This window comes from Emticicia agri (genome assembly GCF_004168285.1).
Lineage (GTDB): Bacteria > Bacteroidota > Bacteroidia > Cytophagales > Spirosomataceae > Emticicia > Emticicia agri.
The window spans coordinates 1-24207 of sequence record NZ_SEWF01000073.1 but is presented as its reverse complement, the minus strand read 5'-3'; the positions used below and the strand labels follow the sequence as shown (position 1 = coordinate 24207).

17 protein-coding genes, 1 tRNA gene and 1 pseudogene are annotated in these 24207 nt (G+C 38.5%); 10 read left to right on the top strand and 9 right to left on the bottom strand.

What is annotated here, in order from left to right:
* The 3 genes from EWM59_RS25570 to EWM59_RS25560 form a co-directional block, all read right to left on the bottom strand.
* Nucleotides 1-856 (bottom strand): IS481 family transposase (locus EWM59_RS25570; RefSeq protein WP_130021487.1); only part of this gene is annotated, 856 nt, incomplete at its 3' end.
* A 182-nt stretch (nt 857-1038) separates the two neighbouring features.
* The gene (locus tag EWM59_RS25565) at nt 1039-2160 is read right to left on the bottom strand and encodes an SGNH/GDSL hydrolase family protein (protein ID WP_130024073.1); all 1122 of its coding nucleotides are present in this window, start codon (nt 2158-2160) and stop codon (nt 1039-1041) included.
* A gap of 140 nt (nt 2161-2300) precedes the next feature.
* Nucleotides 2301-4034 carry a DUF4091 domain-containing protein gene (locus EWM59_RS25560; RefSeq protein ID WP_130024072.1) on the bottom strand — a complete coding sequence of 578 codons (1734 nt, stop codon included), beginning with the start codon at nt 4032-4034 and terminating at the stop codon, nt 2301-2303.
* 207 nt (nt 4035-4241) lie between these two features.
* On the opposite strand from EWM59_RS25560, the gene EWM59_RS25555 reads away from it, so the two are divergent.
* From EWM59_RS25555 to nagA, 6 genes are all read left to right on the top strand, one after another.
* A complete protein-coding gene (locus EWM59_RS25555) occupies nt 4242-5069 on the top strand; it encodes an SGNH/GDSL hydrolase family protein (RefSeq protein WP_130024071.1) in 828 nt (275 codons plus the stop codon).
* Between the two features lie 106 nt (nt 5070-5175).
* On the top strand, nt 5176-5928 hold the full coding sequence (locus tag EWM59_RS28710) for an MFS transporter (RefSeq protein WP_310587901.1): 753 nt from the start codon (nt 5176-5178) through the stop codon (nt 5926-5928).
* A gap of 86 nt (nt 5929-6014) precedes the next feature.
* Nucleotides 6015-6476, top strand: coding sequence for an MFS transporter (locus tag EWM59_RS28705; protein WP_310587900.1), 462 nt, complete (start codon nt 6015-6017; stop codon nt 6474-6476).
* A 50-nt stretch (nt 6477-6526) separates the two neighbouring features.
* Nucleotides 6527-7921, top strand: a complete 1395-nt coding sequence (locus tag EWM59_RS25545; RefSeq protein WP_130024070.1) for a Gfo/Idh/MocA family protein — start codon at nt 6527-6529, stop codon at nt 7919-7921.
* A 6-nt stretch (nt 7922-7927) separates the two neighbouring features.
* Nucleotides 7928-8659: a glucosamine-6-phosphate deaminase gene (locus EWM59_RS25540; protein WP_130024069.1), complete on the top strand. Its 732-nt coding sequence runs from the start codon at nt 7928-7930 to the stop codon at nt 8657-8659.
* A 35-nt stretch (nt 8660-8694) separates the two neighbouring features.
* Nucleotides 8695-9879 carry an N-acetylglucosamine-6-phosphate deacetylase gene (gene nagA / locus EWM59_RS25535; RefSeq protein ID WP_130024068.1) on the top strand — a complete coding sequence of 395 codons (1185 nt, stop codon included), beginning with the start codon at nt 8695-8697 and terminating at the stop codon, nt 9877-9879.
* 53 nt (nt 9880-9932) lie between these two features.
* Here the strand turns inward: nagA and EWM59_RS25530 are convergent, their stop codons facing one another.
* The gene (locus EWM59_RS25530) at nt 9933-11057 is read right to left on the bottom strand and encodes an alpha/beta fold hydrolase (RefSeq protein WP_130024067.1); all 1125 of its coding nucleotides are present in this window, start codon (nt 11055-11057) and stop codon (nt 9933-9935) included.
* Between the two features lie 113 nt (nt 11058-11170).
* Here EWM59_RS25530 and EWM59_RS28845 point away from each other — a divergent pair.
* Nucleotides 11171-11532 (top strand): annotated as a pseudogene (locus EWM59_RS28845) (NADH-quinone oxidoreductase subunit H); the annotation flags it as partial.
* A gap of 88 nt (nt 11533-11620) precedes the next feature.
* Here EWM59_RS28845 and EWM59_RS25520 read toward each other — a convergent pair.
* The 4 genes from EWM59_RS25520 to EWM59_RS25505 form a co-directional block, all read right to left on the bottom strand.
* The gene (locus EWM59_RS25520; protein ID WP_130024066.1) at nt 11621-18289 is read right to left on the bottom strand and encodes a right-handed parallel beta-helix repeat-containing protein; all 6669 of its coding nucleotides are present in this window, start codon (nt 18287-18289) and stop codon (nt 11621-11623) included.
* 268 nt (nt 18290-18557) lie between these two features.
* Nucleotides 18558-18902, bottom strand: a complete 345-nt coding sequence (locus EWM59_RS25515) for a helix-turn-helix domain-containing protein (protein WP_130024065.1) — start codon at nt 18900-18902, stop codon at nt 18558-18560.
* A 180-nt stretch (nt 18903-19082) separates the two neighbouring features.
* On the bottom strand, nt 19083-19451 hold the full coding sequence (locus EWM59_RS25510; protein ID WP_130024064.1) for a LytR/AlgR family response regulator transcription factor: 369 nt from the start codon (nt 19449-19451) through the stop codon (nt 19083-19085).
* A gap of 681 nt (nt 19452-20132) precedes the next feature.
* Nucleotides 20133-20205, bottom strand: a tRNA-Met gene (locus EWM59_RS25505).
* A gap of 85 nt (nt 20206-20290) precedes the next feature.
* Here EWM59_RS25505 and era point away from each other — a divergent pair.
* The 3 genes from era (at nt 20291) to der (ending at nt 23646) form a co-directional block, all read left to right on the top strand.
* A complete protein-coding gene (gene era, locus EWM59_RS25500) occupies nt 20291-21193 on the top strand; it encodes a GTPase Era (RefSeq protein WP_130024063.1) in 903 nt (300 codons plus the stop codon).
* A gap of 39 nt (nt 21194-21232) precedes the next feature.
* A complete protein-coding gene (locus EWM59_RS25495) occupies nt 21233-22132 on the top strand; it encodes a DMT family transporter (protein ID WP_130024062.1) in 900 nt (299 codons plus the stop codon).
* A gap of 203 nt (nt 22133-22335) precedes the next feature.
* On the top strand, nt 22336-23646 hold the full coding sequence (der, locus tag EWM59_RS25490) for a ribosome biogenesis GTPase Der (RefSeq protein ID WP_130024061.1): 1311 nt from the start codon (nt 22336-22338) through the stop codon (nt 23644-23646).
* Between the two features lie 11 nt (nt 23647-23657).
* On the opposite strand, the gene EWM59_RS25485 is transcribed toward der, so the two are convergent.
* Nucleotides 23658-24207, bottom strand: a 550-nt coding sequence (locus EWM59_RS25485; RefSeq protein WP_207220055.1) for a transposase, incomplete at its 5' end; no start/stop codon positions are given.

Genomic DNA, 24207 nt, shown 5'->3' with positions numbered 1-24207 from the left:
CCGCATAAAATTCATCCTGAATAGTACGATGGAAACGCTCGCATATACCATTAGTTTGAGGACTTTTGGCTTTAGTTTTAGTATGGTCAATATCTTCTATAGCCAAATATAATTGATATTCGTGTTGCTCCCTATTACCACAATATTCTGTACCCCTATCAGTTAAAACTCTTAGTAGACGAATCTGATTTTGCTCATGAAAAGGAATAACCTTATCATTGAGCATATCAGCGGCTACTAAAGCGTTTTTCCGGTCATAGAGTTTAACAAAAGCTACCTTTGAATAAGTATCTATAAAAGTCTGTTGATAAATATGGCCTACTCCCTTAATATTACCTACGTAATACGTATCCTGTGCTCCTAAATAACCCGGATGATGTGTCTCTATTTCTCCATGAGCCTGTTTCTCAGCTTTGGCTCTTTCTAAGGCTGTTATTTGCTCATCTGTAAGGATAATTCCTTCCTGATTAACCTTCGCTTCCAATGCTTTTAAACGTTTCTTAAAGGTAGCTAAATCATGTCTTAACCAGATTGAACGTACTCCACCAGGAGAGACAACTATACCTTGTTTCTTTAGCTCATTTGATACTCTTAGCTGTCCATAAGCTGGTAAGTCCAATGCCATCTTGACAACGGCTTCTTCTACTAACGTATCTACCCGATTTTTCTCTATGGGTTTTCTGCGACTAATTTCTTGAAGTGCTAATTCACCACCTTGTTCATAGAGTTCCTTGAAGCGATAGAAACTATCTCGACTATAACCCATTACCTTGCAAGCCTTTGAGACATTGCCTAAAACATTGGCAAGTTCTAATACTCCTAACTTGTTCTTGATGATTTTTGCCTGTGTTGTCATTTGATTTAATCTTTAATTTTAAGTTACTAAATAAATCGTAACTGTCAGATTAAATCATGACTATTTCAGAAGAGCCTATTGAAAAAATACCTTCTTCTATCGACAAACGCATTTTCAATTATAAACTGAATAACGAACTTTATAAAAAGATAACTTATCAAGGCTCTAAAATATGATTGGGGCTACTTCCTTCTCCCACCTTTCTTCCCTAAAACCTTACCAATTGCCTTTTCGTAAGCATCTGCGTATTTCATCATCCCTATATCTGTTGGATGAGTGCCATCTACGGTTGAGGCTGAATCGAAGCCTATATCTGCGGCTGTGAGTAAGTGAATGTTTTTTATACCCTCTTTTTTTAGGGTTGTAAAGGTTTTGTTCATTACCTCGCTGCTCCAGGTATATCGGTTAAAGAAAGTAGTATCTACGCCTACTTCCGGCACTCCACAGCAATGCTCTACCAATAAAATAGGCACATCAGGGTGTTTGGCTTGTAGGCTTTTTACTGAGGTACGGATACGGTTTTCTATGTCTGCTCCCGGATATACCTTTTTATCTACTAAGTTTGGCTGGCAATCTAAAACAAAAAGTCTGGCATTGGTTTCATTGAGCAGGTCTATCACAGGTTGCTCTAATCGCCCATTACCTGAGAAGCCTAAATTAATGATAGGCAAATTGAGTTTTCTGCCTAAAATATTTGTCCACGCCAGACCCGGTCTGCTGGCACAGGCCCCTTGCATAATAGAAGTTCCATATAAAACCAAGGGTTGCTCATTACTTACCTGTAACGGGGTAAAATCTTTGTCTTTAGGCGTCCCTATCTGCATCCATTTAGGCATATTGTAGAGCGGCAGATATAACCTGAATTCTTTGATAGGTACATTGCTTATCACATTCGTGAATTTATATTGCACTGTATCGCCAAAACTATAAGCGCCACGTATCCATTGCCAGTTATTGTTGGCATCTAAAGCATATAAATCTACACCACTTACACCTGTAGCAGGCATGTGGTCCATACTTTTAGCCTTAGAAATCTGGTAACGAATCGTAATTTCAGTAGCATTGGTAGTGAATCTGATGTATTCTCCGGCTGTATTTTGTCCTAAAGACCATACGGCTGGCCTCACTGTTTTTTCTGCTTTGGCAGGCAATCGGTCGTAGGGTCTTACCAAATCAGTATGCCAGGCTCTTCCCTCAATCACAGGAAAAGTAGCCTGCGCCGGGTTCCACCATTTCATCTGTTGGGCAAATGAGGAGACATTAGCCAGTATCAGAAGTAAGTAAAGGCAACGAGTGAATTTCATATTGAGTGATTGAAGTTTTGTCTTGAACTGTGATTTAACTGATTTGATGATTTGCCTGATTTCAGATACGATTATAAAATGATAATTTAGGTAGTACTCATATCAGCGCAATCAATCAAACATACGAGACAGATATTAATTTATTCATTTAATAGTTTTTTAGCCTTTGCTACTGTTGCTTCTGCGCTTTCTATGGCTAAATCTTTTATTTCAAAAGTTTTTAAGGCTGCTTCCAGTTTGCTTAACTGCGCTGTCTGTTGTTTGCTTTGGTATTCTTTGCGCAAGAGTTGAATTTTCTCAAAATCCTGTATGCCTTCTATAATTTTCTCAAAACGTACAGACGATAATGCTCCCGGATACACCTGATAAGTATCTCCGGCAGGCCATGCCGTAAATCGGCTATCTGTCGATGGTGATTTAGGCCAACTGTTATAGGCCCAACGCAGATAACCATCCATTCCGGTTGCGGCTGTGTACCAACCCATCCAGACCATTTCGTCTGGTGGCGAGAATGTAAAGGCATTCGGGTATTTTTCAGCGCAACAGGTGTACCACGTACTTAGCTTATTTTGCTGCTTGCGCTTTTGCAAAACGTCATTGGGATACTTCCAGTTGGAAGCTACGCAATAATCATAAATATCGTTTTCAATCTCGGCATGATAATCTCCGGCTAAAGATACTTTCCATCCGGTATCAATGGTTTTCAAGAGTTTAATTACCGACTGCATGGCAGGCATTGGGCGTTCGTCCATTGCAATAGTGGTAATACCAAACCAGCCTTTTTGTTTCAGGTGTCTGGTAAAATCCGTCAGCATGGTTGCCCAGAATTCATTGTAAGCAGGTGTACCAATGGCTTGAGTAAAAACCGCTTCTTTGCTTGCCGCTTCATCATAATAAGTAAAAGCAATTTTCCAGGGTACCATGCTATAGCAGTTTATCTGCTTATTAATGCCACAACTCATCACAAAAGCCACGTATTTATCAAATAAGGTATAGTCATATGTCCATGTACCGTCTTTTTTCTTTGTCCACTTTATCAGGCTCGGAAAATCATCGTAGGTCTGGTGTCCCCAAGGCTCATTCACAATACTGGTCGTGATAATTTTTTGTCCGGCATCGGCCAGCATGGTGTAATACTTTCGCATAGTAGCAAAATGTGCATCGCTCCAGGGCTCTAATTTGTGTACACGGGCTATAGCAAAAGGGTGTTGCCAGAAATCTAATCGGTAAGTCCATTCAGCCGGAGGCGGAAGTGTTTTATCAACTACAGTCAAAACAACGTTTAATGTATATTTCTTATCAGCATTCACCGTTACAGTTCCAGAATAAGTCCCGGCATTTACCGTTTGAGGCACTTTTATGCTCACCCACACAGGCTGGGTTGTGTTCTTCTGTACCTGTATGCTTTTTAAATCAACATTAATGATATCTGCAACTTTCGACGAATCAAAGTCCTGTGGTTTTCTATACCCACAACCATTTCTGAACTCATCGGTCATCACATACTGCAAAAATCCTGTGCTGATATTTTCCTTTTTAATCAGCCCCCCTTTGGTATTTTTCAGGTCGCTTACCTCAATCGTAACCGTATTCAGGTCAGCCTTACTCCAGATTATCAACTGTTTATGTACTTTTTCACCTTTCCAGGCACTGGCAGTCCATATATTATTTTCTTTGATTTCGGGCGGTAATTCCTGAGCAAAACGTTTACTGCTGGTGGCAAAACTTACTTTGGTATTTGCAGGCACTTTGCTCCACTGTTCAGCTAATTTTGCAGGATTCGTATCCGGCTTTTTTTGCAGGGCAAGGCTCACATCCTGAGCCATTGATAGCTGTGTGAGCAGACAACAGGCAACTAAAAATCCATTTTTCATTCGTGTGTATGGTAGGTTTTATTTTATTGAATAGAGGGTTAAATTTCTTGTCAAATTAAGCAAAAATATTGTAGAGTTCTTAATACTTTAAATAAACACACAAACCTTAAAAGAATTATGCAACACACGTTTATCTTAAAATGATTAAATCACTTTTAAACAAGTATAAAAAATGTATATATTTACTTAACCTTAAACATTCAACTTATGAAAAAACTCGCCACTTTACTCGTGCTGATTGCGTTTTTCAGCTCGTTTACCTTCAAAGAAATTTCGTGGGTTGCCATTGGTGATTCTATCACTTATCTGAACGACCATCAGAAAGAAACCGACAATCGTATTACCAAGGGATATATGACAATGGTTACTGAGAAGTTGCCACACATCAAATATATTAACCAGGGTCATAATGGCTGGACTTCGGGCGGAATTGCCAATGCTATCGAAAAACTGAATCTGACTAAAGCAGATGTATATTCTGTTTTTTTAGGTACCAACGACTGGTGGCAGGGTCGTCCTACAGGACTATTGTCTGATTATAAAAACAATACGGGAAATAGTACCGTATATGGTTCTTTCAGAATCATTATTGATAAACTAAAAAGCCTCAATCCTGATGCACCAATTATTCTGATTACACCCATGCAGAGGGTTGATTTTGTGTATATAGCCAATTTCAAAAACAATGCTTATGGGTCTTATAAACCGAATAAGAACGGGCAAATGCTTGAATCATTCGCCTATGCCATTGATTCCATTGGTAAACATGAGAATTTTCCGGTTCTTGACCTTTACCATACCAAAGGCCTGGAAATGGAAAATCTGGTTAAATTCAAGCGTCTGAAAGACCCTCAGACAGGTAAATACGTTAATTATACTTTCCCTGACTTCATTAATATTCCTTTCAATCCTGCAACTGATGAATATCCTTATCCGGTAGAATCTATTGACAAAACCTACGATGGCCTGCATCCTTCTGACAAAGGCTATGAATTAATAGCCAAGCCCTTGATAAAAATCATGAAGAAATATTGATAAGGAATTACGTATAAGATGTAATTTCTTGATTCAGGAGTAGTCTTCCGGCAGGCAAAAGCATTAGAAGAAAATAATCATTCAACCCTAAAAATCCGACTGAATAATGTCGTCAAAAAAATCATACTATACTTCCGTTCTGATTCTGGCGGCCTTGTTTTTTATATTCGGATTTATCTCATGGTCGAATGCCATTCTGATTCCATATTTCAAAATTGCCTTCCAACTCACCAGTTTTAAGGCTTATCTGGTAGCATTTGCGTTTTATATTTCTTATCTGGTTATTTCGCTACCATCGTCTGTATTACTGAATAAATTCGGCTATAAAAAGAGCATTGTTTCAGGGCTATGGGTAATGGCTATCGGGGCTTTAGTTTTTATTCCGGCAGCCATGCTCAAAAGCTATGGTCTTTTTCTGACTGGTTTGTTCACACTCGGTACTGGTTTATCAATTCTGCAAACAGCGTCGAATCCTTATATTACTATCATAGGGCCTTTAGAAAGTGCGGCACAGCGAATCAGTATTATGGGTATCTGCAACAAGGGAGCAGGCATTATCGCCCCACTTATTCTTTCTTTTATTATTCTTAAACCGACAGATATTAAAATCATTGAAAACCTGAGTGTAGCAAACCAAATAGCAAGGCAAAACCTGTTAAGTCAATTACTCGACAGGGTGATATTGCCTTACGGAGTAATAGCAGCGGCCTTATTTTTATTAGGTACTTTAATCTATTTTTCTTCGCTGCCTGAAATAGAACACGAAAAAGATGAATATAAGGGTAATCAATCTATTTTATCACATCCTTACTTAATATTAGGGGCTATTGCTATTTTTTTCATGTCGGAACCCAGGTAATTGCAGTTGATACTATCATCAATTATGGGGTTTATCAGGGTCTTTCGCTGAATGTAGCTAAAGTCTTTCCGTCTTACGTACTTACTATGACTATCACAGGTTACATTACAGGCATTATTCTGATTCCGAGATTTGTTAACCAGCATACTACCCTCAAAATCTGTACATTGCTGGGTTTGCTATTCAGTATTTTAATTATTCTTACCAATGGGCAGGTAGGTATTCTGGGTATATCTACAGATATTTCCATCTGGTTCATTGTACTGTTAGGTTTAGCTAACTCGCTTATCTGGGCAGGAATATGGCCATTAGCTATCAGAGGTTTAGGAAAACTCACAAAAATTGGTTCTTCGCTCATGATTATGGGACTAAGCGGAAATGCCATTATGCCCATGATTTACGGATACTTTGCTGATATTTCCAGCCCGAAAGAAGCGTATTGGGTGCTGATACCCTGTTTTTTATACCTGATTTTCTATACGTTTTACGGGTATAATCTTAAATACTGGAAACTGAAAAATGATAAAACCTTAGTTGAAACAAACTAAGAAGCGTATAAAACCATCTGAACACAAAATTCAACCGAACATATTAAAAGATGAAAAACAATAGAAGAGATTTTTTGAAAATGGGAGGCGTTTCAGCCCTCACACTTGCCGGTAGCTTGAATACCTTACCCTTACAAGCACAAAAAAATAAAACCAAAGCAGCATTTAATATGTCAGGCTATGCAGCCCCTAAGCTCGAAACCGTAAGAATTGGGTTTATAGGCGTAGGGAACAGAGGTAGTGGTTCGGTAACCAGAGTCAACCGCGTTGAGGGAGTAGAAACAAAAGCTATCTGCGACAAACGAGAAGTAAAAGCCCGTGAATCAGCAGACAAGCTACAAAAAATGGGTATAAAGGTTGACCTCTATTTTGAAAAAGAAGACTCGTGGAAACAAATGTGCGAAAGACCGGATATTGATTTGGTCTATATTGCCACTCCCTGGCATTTGCATACACCAATGGCCGTATATGCCATGAAACAAGGTAAACATGTAGCCATAGAGGTACCTGCGGCTGTAACACTGGAGGAATGCTGGCAACTGGTTGAAACATCAGAATCAACTAAAAAACATTGCATGATGCTGGAAAACACCTGCTATGACTTCTTTGAATTATTGACACTTAATCTGGCACGACAAGGGTATTTCGGAGAGATTATACACGTTGAAGGGGCTTATCTTCATGACCTCAGAAATAGCCTGATGACCGATGGCAGCTATTCAGACAACTGGCGATTGAAACAGAACTTACGTAATGGCAGTCTGTATCCCACGCATGGACTTGGGCCTGTAAGTCAGGTATTGAATCTGAATCGTGGCGATAGAATGGATTATCTGGTTTCTACCTCATCGAATGACTTTACGTTACATGATATGGCCGTAGAAAAAGCCAAAACCGATAATTACTATCAGCAATTTGTAGATAAGAAATTCAGAGGGAACCTGAATGTAACTACTATCAAAACTATGAAAGGGAAAACCATAATGATTCAACACGATGTGTCAACCCCTCGCCCCTACTCCCGTATTCATCTCATTAGTGGTACCAATGGTATTGCACTCAAGTATCCTGAACCCGGCAGAATCTCAGACCATAAACACGAATGGTTGAATGAAGAGGCATTAACCAAACTTCAGGAAGAATATACACCCCCTATCGTAAAGAAAATAGGTGAAATGGCTAAACAAGTGGGTGGACATGGAGGAATGGATTTTATGATGGACTGGCGCCTGATAGATTGTTTACGCAATGGTATTCCACTCGACCAGGACGTTTATGATGCCGCACTCTGGAGTGCTGTAGCTCCATTGAGTGAAGTTTCGGTTAAAAACAGATCGAAATCAATTGATGTACCTGATTTTACAAGAGGCAACTGGAAAACGAACGAGCCTTTAGACATCACGATGTCGAAAGGAGGAAATACCGGAATAAGAAAATACAATTAATCAGCAATGGAGATAATAGTTAGCCAGAACAATAGCGAATTAGGAGAAAAAGCAGGTAAAAGTGCCGCAGAAAAAATCAAAAAAATAATTACTGAAAACGGGCAAGCCAATATTATTTTAGCAACAGGAAGCAGTCAGTTTGAAACGCTTTCAAATCTGTTAAAAGATAAGTCCATTGACTGGTCTAAAGTAAATATGTTTCATCTGGATGAATACATCGGCCTTTCAGAAACGCATCAGGCGAGTTTCAGGAAATATTTAAGAGAACGGTTTATTACTCAGGTACCAACTTTAATGAGTTATACCCTTATAAATGGGGAAGCGGATATTGATGAGGAGTTAAAACGTCTCGGTGAAAAAATACGACAGCACCCGATTGATGTAGCGTTGGTAGGCATTGGCGAAAACGGACACCTGGCTTTTAATGACCCTCCTGCTGATTTTGATACAGAAGAACCCTATATTATAGTTGATTTAGACACAGCTTGCCGTCAGCAACAATTGAATGAGGGATGGTTTGGTAGTATGTCGGAAGTGCCTGAAAAGGCTATTAGTATGTCTATCAGACAAATTATGCAGTCAAAAAGTATGATTTGTTCTGTGCCTGATGAAAGGAAAGCAGAGGCTGTCAGAAATGCAATCAAGCAAACAGTAAGCCCTTTGTTTCCGGCAAGTATTCTTCAGAATCATCCTGATTGCGAACTCTATTTAGATGTTGATTCGGCAAGCCTGCTTTAGGATAAATAAAAATACTTGTCTCTTAAAGAGTTGTTATGAGATTTACCAAAATAGTGAATGGCAGGGTAATAACCCCTCATGAAATTCTGGAAAATGCTACGATTGTAGTGAAAGATGGGAAAATTGATGGGGTGCTTACTCATGCGGTTGACATGGAAGAAGCACATATTATTGATGCGAATGGAAACTTCGTATCGCCCGGATTCATTGACATTCACCTGCATGGTGGAGGTGGGTACGACTTTATGGATAATACTATAGAGGCCTTTCAGCAAATTGCTGTTACACACGCCAGATACGGTACTACTGCAATGGTACCCACTACCCTCACTTCTACCAGAGAGAATCTTATAAAAACGCTTGAAACCTACGAAGCAGTAAAAAAGACCCATCATAAAGGAGCTGGTTTTTTAGGTGTACATATAGAAGGGCCTTATTTTGCCATGAATCAGCGAGGGGCACAAGACCCCAAATACATACGCTTACCTGATGCTGATGAATACAATGAAATTATACAGAGATTTCCGTTTATTATTCGTTGGAGTGCTGCTCCTGAACTCGAAGGTGCTATTGAATTTGGTAATGTTCTGAGTAAAAATAACATCATCGCTTCAATTGCTCATACCGAAGCATTATACGCCGATGTCATTAAGGCACAGGCGGTCGGATATTCATTAATGACACACCTGTATTCAGGAATGGTTGGAGTAATTAGAAAACAAGGCTTTCGCTACGCAGGTACTGTGGAGAGTGCCTTTTTATTAGATGATATGGATGTAGAAGTAATAGCTGACTTAAAACATTTACCTGTCGAACTACTTCAACTGGTCTATAAGATTAAAGGTTCTGACCGTATGGCTCTTATTACTGATGCCATGCGTGCAGCAGGAACTAATGTAACGACAAGCAAACTGGGAAGCCTTGAAGATGGACTTGATGTAATTGTAGAAGATGGTGTAGCTAAACTCCCGGACAGACTATCTTTTGCCGGAAGCGTAGCTACAACCGATAAGCTTCTGAAAAATCTTGTTGAAAAAGTAGGTATATCCATTCCTGAATCAGTAAAAATGCTTACGGCTACTCCTGCCCGAATCATGAAAGTACAAAATTCAAAAGGCAAAATAGCAAAAGGCTTTGATGCCGATTTAGTCGTTTTTGACAATGATTTTAACATCAATAGCACTATTGTTGATGGAGAAGTTGTTTATCAGAAGTTTTAAAAGGCAATGCACTACCAATTAAAAAAATAAGGTGCACAATGAAGCTAATTCGTTTACTTCTTTCTTACACGTTTACTCATTAATTCTCCCTCAAGTACTTTATTAAAATCCGTTTTTGCTTGTAAATGTTCTTCCAGATAAGCAGTTGTCAGCTTAGTAATAGTCTGATACAATTGTGCATTTTTACAATTTCCAGAGACCTTCACGATAGAGGGATAGGCTGAAAAATCACCATGCTCGGCAGAATCTACTTTCAGAATCAGGTAATCTTTAGAAATTTTTGAGAGAAAATTATTAACTGAATCTTTTGAAGGTTTCTGGTTTACGGGCGAGCTCTCAAATCTGAGATAAGGACTTTTCAGAAACATCTTTTCAAAGTCAGGACTATTTCGAATACCCTCAAAGTCGGCGTCTTCCTCTTTTGCATACCCATAATGATGAAACTCTGAACCCTCTAATGAAACTATACATTTTACATCAGGAAGTTTATTTGCTACTAAAACACCTGTTAACCCACCCCAGCTATACCCCATTATCGCTGCATTAGTAAACCTAATGTTTGACTCTTTCTCTAAATATTGAACAGTAGCCATCGCATCATTTACCTGTTCCATCACGTCTTCCTTTTTCATCGTCATATCTCCCGGGGACCTGCCTATGGAATTTACTGCTACTACTACAAATCCGTTTCTGACTAATGTTTCAAATAAAGGGTAGTTTTCATATCCCATACCATTATAACTTGCCAGATATAGAATAACAGGGAAATCACCCTGAATAGCTTCGGCATTTTTATAGGTTTGTGTGGAGAGGTTTAATAAACGTGTAGAATCCGAACAGTTGAAACCATCACTCAACATCTTGGCAAATTTTCCGGCCAGTCCATCGGCTGTATTAGAGGCGGTATAAAAATTAGCTCTTTGCTCAAACAGCCTTAAATAATCGCCAAAGGCAATAAGTGAACCCGACAAAGAATCCTGTGTTGGATACCATATATCAATATCTATCGGCCGATAATACAAGGCATTTGTTGAATCAACATCAGGTTCATATTTTCTTGTTTTATCACTTATACGAATGGTTTTAAATCCAACCTGATAGACTCGCTTTTCTTCTGATTCTGCATACTGACAACCATACAGGCCTATGGCTAAAACTAATAAAAGACGGCATTTCATACAATTGAGGTAGTTAGGTAAATAATAGCTTTTATTAGTCTATATGCAGAAATGCTGGGAGGGGTTGTCTGAAAGTGAATTTTATCAGAAAATTGTAGATAAATAATACTCTATCCGAATATTCCGGTTTCAGATGGACGGTTATTATGCTTTCAGAATATGCCATGATGCTTCTGGTATCTATTTTAGGCGTGATTTATTTTTAGGAGGTTGGAATATCCCTTTCCCAAATATAGGTTCTGTGGCATTGGCTGATTGGAAAAGCGGAACAGTGGGTGAGTGGTCGGGTAATTTATTGGGGCTTTCTGGTTATTGTCAAAATCATATTTCTTGATTTTTCATTCAGATGTGGCTTCGCTGGACACTCCCACGTTTACTTGTTGACCAGTTGATGCACTTATCATGGAAAATTCTTACCCCTTTCTGTCTGATTCTTTTATTGGTTTCAGAGGTATGGCAGTTGTTGATGGGTTAAATATCTATTCTGAAAATAGTACGACACATACATAACATAAAAATAGCCGACCATGCAAGTCGGCTATTTTATATCTATTCATTGTTTATTAGTTACATACCTGTATTTCTGCTTTAAATACAGCTCCCGCTTCTACTACAAATCCCGGGTTGAGCACTATCGAGCCTCCAGCCTGATAAGTTACGTTAGGCATAGGTGTGAAAGCCGGGTTACCGACTTTCTTATTTGATTCTATCGTTTGTGCAACTTTTACGAGTACTACTCCGGTAGATACATTATTAGTTACAGATACGCTACTCTCTGCCACATTTACCGTTACTGTAGCCGAACCACCGCTTGAACAGGTAGCCAGATAGGTGGTAGCTACTGTTGGCGAAACAGTAATACTTGTACCAGCCCCTGTTGCTCCGCCTGCCCATGTTATATTCCCTGCGTTACAACCGGAAGTTGTTAAAGTAATACTCTTGCCCGGACAAATAGTCGGATTCGACGGACTAATAGTTAAGAATTTACAACTACCGCTTGTGATGGTTATACTGCCTTCGGCACTCACACATCCATTGTATGTACAGGTAGCACTATAAGTACCCGGAGTAGAAATAGTCCGGTTACTGGTAGGGCGCTCCGAAATAACACCTGGTATACTGGTTACTACCCATGCAAAAGTACCCGTTTCACAACTTCCTGTCAGTAGGACTGTTTCTCCGTTACAAATAGTACTATTATCTGCTAAGATTGTCGGTGCGGCAGGTGTTGGTTTTACAGTAACGGTAGCTACTTCGCTCGAATCACTGGTACAATTCAATTGTGTACAAGTTGCTTTGTAAGATTTCGAGGCTGTCGGTGAAATTGTAATAGATGAACCTGATAAATCCCCTGTCCATTTTACTATTCCACCTGCACAAGCTGATACTGTTAAGGTTGCACTTTCTCCCATACATAACTCTAATGAACTTGCGGCAATTACCGGAGTGGTTGGAATAGGATTCACGGTAATGGTTGTTACACTACTTGAGTCACTTGTACAATCTAGTTGCGTACACGCTACTTTATACATTTTCGTTTCAGTAGGGCTTACCGTAATACTTGTTCCTGTTAAACCACCTGTCCAGTTCAAAGTACCGCCTGCACAAGCTGAGGCGGTTAGCGTAGTTGATGAACCTATACAGATAGCAGTATTGGCAGGCGTGATAGTAGGCTTGGTCGGAATTGGATTTACTGTTACCGTTGCTACATCACTTGAGTCGCTAGTACAACCTAACTGCGTACAAGCTACTTTATAAGATTTAGTAATACTTACCGAAATACTCGTTCCTGTCAAACCACCTGTCCAGTTTAAAGTTCCACCAGCACAGGCAGAAGCTGTTAACGTAGTAGAAGTTCCCTGACAAATAGCGATAGCTGTTGGTGTAATGGTTGGCTTGGTCGGAATCGGATTTACTGTTACTGTAGGAGTACCCGTAAACCCGGTTGAGGTAGCACAACCACTGGCATCAGTAATAGAAACAATTGAATACGTTTTTGTAGTAGTAGGGCTAATATTAATATTGGCACCACTTACATAGCTATTCACAGTTGTTTGTGTCGTTCCGTCTGTATACACTAAAGTAGATGGCCCGGTAGCACTGATAATATCAACTATCAAGGTTGTACTTCCGCCATTACAATAAGTAGATGGAGAACCTGATTTTATGGATAATGTTGCCACAGATGGTAAACAGATTTTCCCTAAAGCCACATTGTCAGGTTTATGTAGTAATTTTCCTTCTAAAGCAGTTCTTTCTACTTGAGTCATAACTACAGCTTTTTTCCCTCCGAAATAGGCACCTCCACCATCAATATTTGCTGTACTATTAACTAACTCTATATAATTTCCGGTTTGTCCGGTAAAGACTGTATTGTTTAAAGTACCTCCCGAAATGGTTGTATTTGCTCCGGTTAATACCAAACCTTTTGGCCCACCCGAAATAATAGTACTATCAGTCAAAGCGATCGAGGTAGCAGAATTATTAATGCTATTATCTACCGTGATGCCAGCAGTTGTTGAGTTTACCACACTTACACCACTAACAATGCTATTACTTGCACTACCTGCGCCTGCAAACTGAGGGTCGTTACTGGTAGCATAGATACCGTATTGGTTACCAGTTAAAGTACCTTTAGCAACTTTTACAGTTCCGGTCGATGGGATATTCCAAAGTAAGATACCGTATTTCATACCTGTTACAGTATTGCTATCGGCTGTAACATTGACTGTATTCTGAATAGAAGCCAACTCTATCCCAAAGTTATCGGCATGTGCTGCGAAATCTCCTGAAGTTTCTTTCGTAATAGTATTATTGGTTATTCTTGCACCTGTAGCACTTTGGTATTGCAAATTATGGAAGATACCTCTGCGATACGTACGGATATTATTATGCTCTACTATTGTTCCTGCACCCGGTGAAGCCAAGTAGTAATTATCATCCTGCCAGCCTACGTTTGCACGGGTTACAACGTTATAAGCGAATGTTCCGTAGTGGTTTTCTTCAAAGGCAGCTGCTCTACCACGGCCACCACCGAAACCATCACCCGATGGGATATTATCAAATTTATTGTAACTAACGTTAGTTCCGGCGATAGCTATGGCAGGTGTTGTACCATCAGCCAGAACTCCGTATCTTTCAACGTTCTGAATGATATTATTCTGAATAATCATCGTTGCATCAGAGCCACCCGGATTTGTATCAAACGAACCGATACTATTTACAATACCTGCACCTGTATGAACTTTAACTCCGTTTAGCGTACGTCCCCCAGTTAAAGAAGGGTTGTTACCATCCAGCTTAAAGCCTTTAATAATTACATTGAGATGGCCTGTTCCGGCTACTCTGATAATAGTACCTGAAGTGCTACCTTCCAAAGATGTTTGTCTCACAGCAGGGCGGATAATTGCCTCATCTACACGTATACCTGTATTCGGATTAATATTAGCGTTTGGTCCCAGAAGAGCCAATGATTTAGAAACCGTGATGTTTTCAATAAATGTTCCGGCATTTACTATTAATGTATCACCATTCATGGTATTAGAATCATCAATAGCTGTCTGTATCGAACAGAATGTTTCTTTATTCCGCTTATTTACTACCAATTCAAATGAGTTACTACCCACTGCGGTATTCATATTAGTTACAAGGTTGGCATTGAATATATTATCTATAAAGGTATTTCCACAAGCCACTGGTGAGTTACCACGTCCGAAATAATTCAATGATTTAGTATCAGCCTGGTCTGCATCTCCTGCATTGTCGGCCACATAATTGGCATTAGGGTGTAGACCTCCTTGCTCATGAATACCAAAGTCATTATTACCTACTGTATTTTTCTTTACGGTGTGATTGGTTCCTTCTACTACAATACCATAGCCTTTACTTTCTGATGAATTCAGATGTCTGAAACCTGTTACCGTATTGCTATCTATCACAACCCCTGTTGGTATGTTGGAGTAGTTTTCTGTATTGTTTACCAGGAACGCTCTGCGATACACTGAAATACCTGCATGGTCTCTGTTGTTCATTGCACCAGAAGCAGAGAAAGAAACCGTATTACCTTTCACTAAAACACTACCGTCTCCTGACGACAAACCTGTACCATTCGGGTTCTTGATTTCTATACCAAAACGTCCGTTGTTGATCACAGTATTATTAGAAATAAGGTTGGCTCCTGCTCCACCGGTTAAACCCGTTAAGCCCAGTCCATTGTCAACGTTGCCTATTACAAGGTTGTCGGTAATAGTAACTCCTGAAGCTGTACCATCCTGTAGTTCAATTCCGCAACAGTTGTTATTATACACTTTGTTATTGGTGATAGTAATGTTTTTCTTGAAACCATCCCAGATAACTATACCTCTTGAGGCAGCTACTGCATGATTTTTTGAGATACTATTTTTGATAGTCACGTTTTGGATACCTCCGCCACCGCCGAGATAAATACCTCCTCTACCTTGGTTTCCATCTACTACTACCTGATCAATAGTCAAATTACTGTTTCCAAGCCCGAAAATACCGCTACCTGCTGCGCCTGAACCTTTAAAATTCTTGATGGTCAGTTTCTTGATAGTTATATTCTGAACATTGTTAGCTAAGGTAATACCATTTGCATCGGCAATTGAAGATCCATTCAATATTACATTGGCCGAGTCAACCCCTTGAATCGTCAATGCTTTATTGATGGTGATGCCCTCGGCAAATGTCCATTCACTCAGTTCCAAAGTGTCGCCGGCAGCGGCCGCTGTAATAGCAGGCTGAATAGTAGCAAAATAAGTATCTTGTGTCAGATTATGTACCGGATTGAAGTAAGAAATTTGTCCTAAAACTGCATTATCCGGTTTATGGGTGAGCATGGTCTCAAAAGTATTTCTCTCCTCAAAACTCATGTCAGTAGGTAATTTCAATCCTGTGCCCAAATCAAATTTGTTGTAACGCACATTCAGGTTCTCTGCCCACGGTGCCATTGTTGTAGGCCAACTTCCTGTAGTAGGATAATTTGGCAAACCTGCTATTCCCGGAAAAACATAGCCATTGCTTGACCCTGTACTATTATCTAAGTATATAAAATCTTTGATACCTGCCTTAAAAGTGTTTTCATTACCGGAAGTACCAATAGTAAAGGTGCCATAAACATCGTTATCTGAATCCTGATTGAAGAAACTGATAGCTTTACCACCTGTTGCTCCTGAACCATTAAATTCATTATTAGTAAAAGTTGCGCCAATTTCTGTCTGAACAATAGTTGAGCTACTCGAACTATTCAGTTTAGTATTGACTGTTATTAATTGATAAGCTGTTGCACCGGACTTTGGAGTAAAAGTGTTACTATCAAGCGTAACACTTTTGTAATTCTCCATCGAAACACCCCAGATAACATTGCTGAAAGTGTTCTTAGAAACGATGGTGGTTTTATTAGCCTGATTGTTCTTTAATCTTAATTGATTTGAATACGTATTACCAAAGGCACCATTGAACGTATTACCTATAATAGTGATGGTGCCTGCACCTGCATTATGTTCAGAAATTTCGCTACCACCACCATTCATAATATTATTGCTTACCGTTACGTTTCCTGCACTGGCAAATCTTACTTCTACATCCTGACTGATGGCTTGTAGCGTATTACCTGTGATTACTCCACCACCTTCATCTATAGAAACCCCTGCTCTGAAACCTGCATCATCACTTGTTAGTGGTAAATTATCTACCCCTAAATCATAACTTACCGTATTGTCCTTAATTAACAATCCATTTGGACTACTGGCATTCACCCGATAGGTACCATAGTTGACGCTGATGGCATTTCTTAATCCATAGGCAGGACCATAAGCACCGCTGCGATACGGAACAAAGTCATTGTTTTTCACTGTCAGGTTACTGATATTAGCTGCACTTACCAGAATGGCACTTCCTATTTTTGTTAAATCAACTTTGAATTTTATCCCCTCAATGGTTACATTAGGAGAGGTTACTTCAAAAACAGTTAGTCTTGTACTTGCCAAAGCCGGGGTTCCTGTGAAATTGATTTCTGGCTTGGTTACTCCCGCACCTCTTATGACCAAGCTTTTGTTTACTAATACTTGTTGGTTATACGTACCAGAGCTAACTTCTATCGTATCTCCTGCTATGGTACTTGCATCATTAATAGCCGCCTGAATTGTAGCGAAATATGTATTACGGGTAATATTGATAATAGGTGTACAGATACTTGGTACTGGCTGAAAACCCACAGCATCTTTTGTATCTGTGCCTACTTCTAATACGGGTAAATGAGTAGGTAAGCCTGATGCCTCTGCCTGTGTTCCTCTGATATAACGATCGGGTGCTCCGGCATTAGGATTCGTTCCGCCAAACTGTGATGGAATCTGACTATTAGCAGGATTACCTTCTGTATAATAACCAGGCTCGCCTGCTGAAACTGCATTTATACCAACTGTTGCTGAACCAAACCAGTTACAACTAATCACTGCTCCTGTGAAATCTCCTACATTCGTAGGCGTCGGTGCTATGTTTCTCTGAAAATTAAGCTGACTAAACCAGTTACCTGCTATGTAGTTATTCTGAATCTTTATATTAGTTGCTGTCAGAAGGGCTGTATCGAAAGTAAAGCCAATGCCATGTGTGAAATTATTACGGATAATATTGTTGGTCATTACTAAGCCACTCACGTCATGTGTCAACTGAATACCTGTACGATTATCTTCTATCGTACAATTAACAATAGTGATATTCTGTGAATTGGCACAATAAATACCGTTTCTGTTCCCTTTTATTAGCAAGCCCTCTAACTTGATATTGGTAGTACTATTAAAATTTATACCCTGATTGACTGTACAGGCATACCATTCTTCTAAAGTGTTTCCATAATCTCTGGTAATTGTCAGGTTTTTTAAGGTTACGCCGCTACCAAGCAAAACTGTATTGGCATTCCCATTATTATAAGGTGCTTTGATGATAGTGGTTGCGGCAGATACGCCCTGAACGGTAATCGCTTTACTGATAGTAAGGTTCTCATTATAGGTTCCTGCACTCACCTCTATTACATCTCCTGCTACTGTCGCAGCATCATTAACAGCTGCCTGAATAGTAGAAAAAGTGGTATTTCTATTTAGATTCTTTACTTGTTGTCCAAATACAGCGCCTGAAATTCCTATCCCAACAAGTAGGCAGACGATCTGCGCCCAGATTCGTAAAAAATTAAATTGATAATCATTTGTAAAAGTTTTCATATAAAAACGGGGTTTTGAGGGTATTCTTCTTGATTTTTGGGCATAACAAAGCCCTCCGAGTAAATTTTACCCGGTCTATTTTATCTCTCACTTAGTCAAATAAGCATTTGCTAACAGATGGCTATATTGCTCAGGAGACCCACTAATAAGTATTATGTAAAAAAAGTCTTCATAAAGAGTATAAGGTTTTGAGGGTATTTTTTAATTTTTAGGCATAACAAAACTTCCCAAGCAAATTTTGCCCGGTTTATTTTTATCTCTCATTTGCTCAGGGTACCTTCATAATTGACTGGCGATATTGAGTAGGAGAGACACCATAAAAAGCTGAGAATAAGCGGCTAAAGTAGTTGGCATCCGAAAACCCAACCTTATAGGCAATACTGGAAATGGTTTCTGTATCCTTAAGCAATGATTCCTTTGCTTTTTCCATTCTTACCCGTAATATGAAGCCCGACGTTGAAGTGTTTAAAGCTTTTTTAATCTTCCTATGTACGTGGGAGCGACTCATATGCAGCGCATCACAAAGTTCTGGACATCCAAAATCTTCGTCATCGTAATTTGCTTCAATTATCGCTCTAGCCGAAGCAATGAAATTTTCATAAAGTGGTTTCATTTTTAATCAGCATTTTGTCTACACAGCGGTTGTTTTGTTTACTTTTTGGTGTATTATTCTAATATTAATCTTATTTATTGCTGTATTTATCCATTAATAATTTACGAAATTGATAAATTCAACTTAATAAAATCCTTACGTATTGTTTCTTTTATTAAACGGGCTAAAAAGCAAACCTCATTAATTAGTAGTTTCAAATACTTTTTTTACCATATTTAATTTCCGTCGTGAGATGGGCAGTATTGAGCCATTCTGCATGGTAGCTTCGCCACCTCTACCATTGTCTTTAATGGTAGCAATATGCTTTATGTTAACTAATGAGCCTCTGTTAATCCGGATAAAGGCTTTGTCGAAAATACGTTTTTCAAGAATCTTAAGCGTAAATGACGATAGGATTATACGATTGTCGATAGTATGTACATTGGTATAATTCCAATCAGATTGAAGATAGACAATGTCGTCAGTGTTGATTTGATTTTTACTGTTTAATCGAAGACTTTCAGTGAAGTCACATGGAAAGCCTAAGCTTTCGTTTGGCAAAAGAGTCATAGTTTTACTTTAAGGGTTACTAAATAAAAAATAGCGTTATTTATGATAAATAGATTATAGCAGACCTAAATGTATAATGGCATTATTTAATGAAATGTGTGAATGCAAAGTAAGAAAACCAACCAAAGGGTATGTGCTTTGGTTCTGTTTTTTCTAAAAGAAATAAGGAGGAAAGAACGGGTTTGGGTCTTATTTCAATACAAATCTATACAAATGAAGAAAAATAACTTCTTCACTAATGTTGTATTTATTTTTCGGCTACTTTTTTATAGATTTTTATAAAAGTGAGGGTAAAAGGACAAGATTTGCTGCTATTTTAACCTGTAATAGTCACGATTTAATCTGACAGTTACAAATGAATTATTTGGTAACTGTCAGATTAATTTCAAATTAAGGCATTTAGAAGTCAATTCAGAGGTGTGAAGAATATACTTTTTTTTATACTGACTTACTCAAATCTATGCTTAATAGTACTCACCCCACAGGTTTTAGGATTAATCCGTAATTTCCTTGCATCTGTTCTTTTAGTAAAATGCAAAGGTCGAATTATTTTACCTCCCCACAACTTTTGGGACTGATCCCTGATCCATGATAAAATGACGTGAAGATTTGTTTTAGGTATGTTTAAGGTTAAAACAAAAAAGGCAGTCACATTTTAATGTAACTGCCTGATAATCAGAGTAGCGGGAACAGGACTCGAACCTGTGACCTTTGGGTTATGAGCCCAACGAGCTACCAACTGCTCCATCCCGCGATGTTGTTCCTAAATCGGACTGCAAAGGTACGACTATTTTCGAAATAAAAAAACTATCTTTGCAAAAAAACAAATATTTTTTCTTGTGGATATAGTTTCTCCAAATCATAAGGCTGGTTTTATCAGTATTGTCGGTAAACCAAACGTGGGTAAATCTACCCTAATGAATATCTTAGTAGGTGAGCGTCTTTCTATTATTAGCTCTAAAGCGCAAACCACCCGGCACCGTATTATGGGTATTGTGAATGGTGTCCATAATGGTACTGACTTTCAGTTAGTTTACTCTGATACTCCCGGTATTATTAAGCCCGTTTATGAACTACATAAATCAATGATGCACTTTGTGCATGGCTCGCTCGAAGACGCTGACGTGATTCTGTTTGTAACTGATATTTTCGAGAAACATGATGAAAACGATGTTATTGAAAAACTGCAACATACACAAACACCTATTTTATTAATTGTTAATAAAATTGACCTGGCCAAGCCCGAACAAATAGAAGAAAAGGTAAATTACTGGAAAGAAAACTTTAAGTCCACCGAAGTGATTGCTATTTCTGCCTTACATCAGCAGAATGTGGATGATTTATTAGGTAAAATTGTTAATTTCTTACCTACCCACCCACCCTATTTTCCTAAAGATGAATTGACAGATAAGCCGGAGCGTTTCTTTGCGGCTGAAATTATCAGAGAAAAGATTTTTACCAATTATATAAAAGAAGTACCTTATAGCTGCGAGGTAGTAGTTAATAGCTTTAAGGAAAAAGAAGATATGATTGTGGTTAGTGCCGAGATTTATGTAGAGCGCACTACCCAACGTGCCATTCTGTTAGGTCATAAGGGAGAAAGGATTAAAAAAGTAGGGATGGAGGCACGTCTGGAAATGGAAAAGTTTTTTGGTAAAAAGATATTTCTGGAACAATACATCAAAGTTGAGCCTGACTGGAGAAATAAACGAAATAAATTAGAGAAATTTGGGTACGAATAAACTACCCATTACTTTTCATTTCCTTTAAAATTAACCACTATGCTATACCTTATCTTAAGTATAATTTTCTCGGTACTGCTCCTGATTAATTTTCGTATTTATCCTAAATACCAGATTAGTACTTTTCAGGCTATTGCTTTTAATTATCCGGTTTGTTTCCTTACCGGATTGGCTTTGATGCCTGAAGGACAACATTTTGAATTAAATTTCGCAGAAGACTGGCCTTATTATGCTTTGTTTTTAGGAGTAGGCTTCATTATCACTTTTATTCTGTCGGGTATTTCAACGCAAAAGATGGGCATTACTGCTACTTCTCTGGCTAATAATATCTCTTTGGTTATTCCGGTTATTTTCAGTCTTTTTTTCTTAAAAACTAATGGCCGCACTTTCGACTGGCTCAATTATCTGGGTCTTTTCTTAGCAGTAATAGCTGTCGGGCTGAGCACTTTCAAACCCAGTCATGAAAAAATCAAAGGCAAAGGATTTGATTTTCTGTTACCTGTTGCCGTTTTTCTGCTCTATGGTATCACCAATACTGCTATTAATTACCTGAATCTGAAATACATTACTTCTTCTGACCGCACTGTGCCTGTTACCTTAGTAATGGTTTTAGGGGCAGTAATTGCAGGGGCTGTAGCGTTGATTATTCAATTGATACGAGGGAAAGAAAAAATTGCAGGTAAAAATATAGTAGCCAGTATAACCCTTGGTGTACCTAACTTTTTATCCTTTTATTTTCTGATACATGCCCTTTCTGCTTTTGGCAACAGTGGTGCTTTTGTGTATCCTTTATACAATATCGGGGTTATTCTGGTATCGGCTACTATGGCGTGGTTGTTTTTTAAAGAGCAACTAACCGGCCTCAACAAGATTGGTTTATTATTAGCTATTATAGCCATTGCTCTGATTTCATGGCAGGATATTCAGGGAATTTTTTAGATATGAGTGAACCCAAAACCCTTGCAGGGTGTTGATACTCAACAGAAATCTCTCTGTTTTCCCTATCTTTGTACCCCATTTGCGCCCAAAACTTAAAGAGACTTAAAGACCTCTCTCTTTACTGGTATTTGGGAAAATTGTTTTTTATTATTTTTCAGAGGTCTTCATCTATAATTTATACCCTCATTGAGGGTCAGGGGTTTATGGCAAATATTGTTGCAATTGTAGGCCGACCAAATGTCGGTAAATCTACGCTTTTTAATCGTCTTATTGAAAGCCGTGTGGCTATCACTGATAATATGCCGGGTGTTACGCGCGACCGTCACTATGGGCACGCAGTATGGACAGAAAAATATTTTACAGTTATTGATACCGGAGGATATGTAGTAGGTTCGGAAGATACTTTCGAAGAAGCTATTCGCGAACAGGTAGAAATTGCTATTGACGAATCGAATGTGATCTTATTTGTAGTAGATACTATGACAGGACTCACTGGCTTAGATAAAGACTTTGCCAATATTCTACGTCGTTCTAAGAAACCTGTTTTTGTAGTGGCTAATAAGGCTGAAAGTTTTGAACGCCAGCAAACAGCATCAGAGTTTTACGAAATGGGTTTAGGTGACCAAATCTACGCTATTTCGGCAGCTGATGGTAGTGGGACAGGTGATTTACTGGACGATGTAGTAAAAGTGTTTGAAGATGATGGCATTGAAAATCCAAATGAAGGTATTCCGAGAATTGCGATTCTTGGCCGTCCGAATGTAGGAAAATCTTCATTTTTAAATGCACTCACAGGTAAAGACAGGAGTATTGTGACTGATATAGCAGGTACAACCCGTGATGCCATTGATACACATTACAGACTATATGGTAAAGATTTTATTCTGACAGATACAGCAGGTATCCGTAAAAAAGCAAAGGTTCATGAAAACATCGAATTTTATTCGGTTTTACGTTCTATTAAAGCTTTAGAAGAATCAGATGTGTGTATTATTCTATTAGATGCATCTAAAGGGATAGAAGCACAGGATATTAGTATCATTGCCAATGCCCATAATGCTAAAAAAGGGATTGTATTAATGATTAATAAGTGGGATTTGGTAGAGAAGGATTCTAAAACTGCTGACCACATGAAAAAGGAGATTTTAGAACGTATTGCTCCTATGAATTATATGCCTGTTATTTTTGCTTCAGTTTTAGAAAAACAACGTATTTTTCAAGTAATTGAAAAAGCCATGGAAGTGCATGAGAACAAAACTCATAAAGTTACTACTTCGAAACTGAATGAGGTAATGCTGCCAATCATTGAGAACACACCACCGCCAATGCTAAAAGGCAAGCAAATCAAAATCAAATATTGTCTTCAGTTACCTACTCCTTCGCCAACGTTTGTATTTTTCTGTAATTTACCACAGTATATCAAAGAGGCATACGAAAGGTTTTTACAGAATAAAATACGTGAGCATTTTGGTTTTGAGGGTGTAGCTATTACAGTATTTTTTAGAAATAAGTAAACTAATGTGAATCAAGGGTTAAAAATAAATAGACAAATGGCAGCAGTTATTCTACCTAAACAATGCGACCATAGAGCATTAGCAGAACGTACCTTTGAAGCATTTTGAATATCTGTTTTGCTAATGAGCCACTTAAAGAAAGATTCAATAGGTTGCCTAACAGAGCTAATATACTTAGAAAATAGGCTATCATCCGATTGTAGATATTGTTGTCTTTTTTTCAATTTTATAGGCGTTAAAACGACCGTGTTATTTTTAGAAAGTTGTTGGTTGAATTTTTCTGAACTATATGCTTTATCACCGACCACAATTTGATTTTTTAATTGGCAAATCATGGGTTTTATAGCTGTTAAATCATTCACACTGGCAGGCGTAAAATCAAAAAAGTTAGGTTTAGGTATTTTTTCAAATCTGTCCTTACCTATCAAATGGAGCTTTACTCCATGATAAAATTGTTTTTTTGCATCGCAATAACCCTTATCTGCTATCTCAGATGCTACTTTAGCTGTATAAGGGTGTTTGGAAAGCATGATAGGCAATGAATCCACCAAAGATACATTA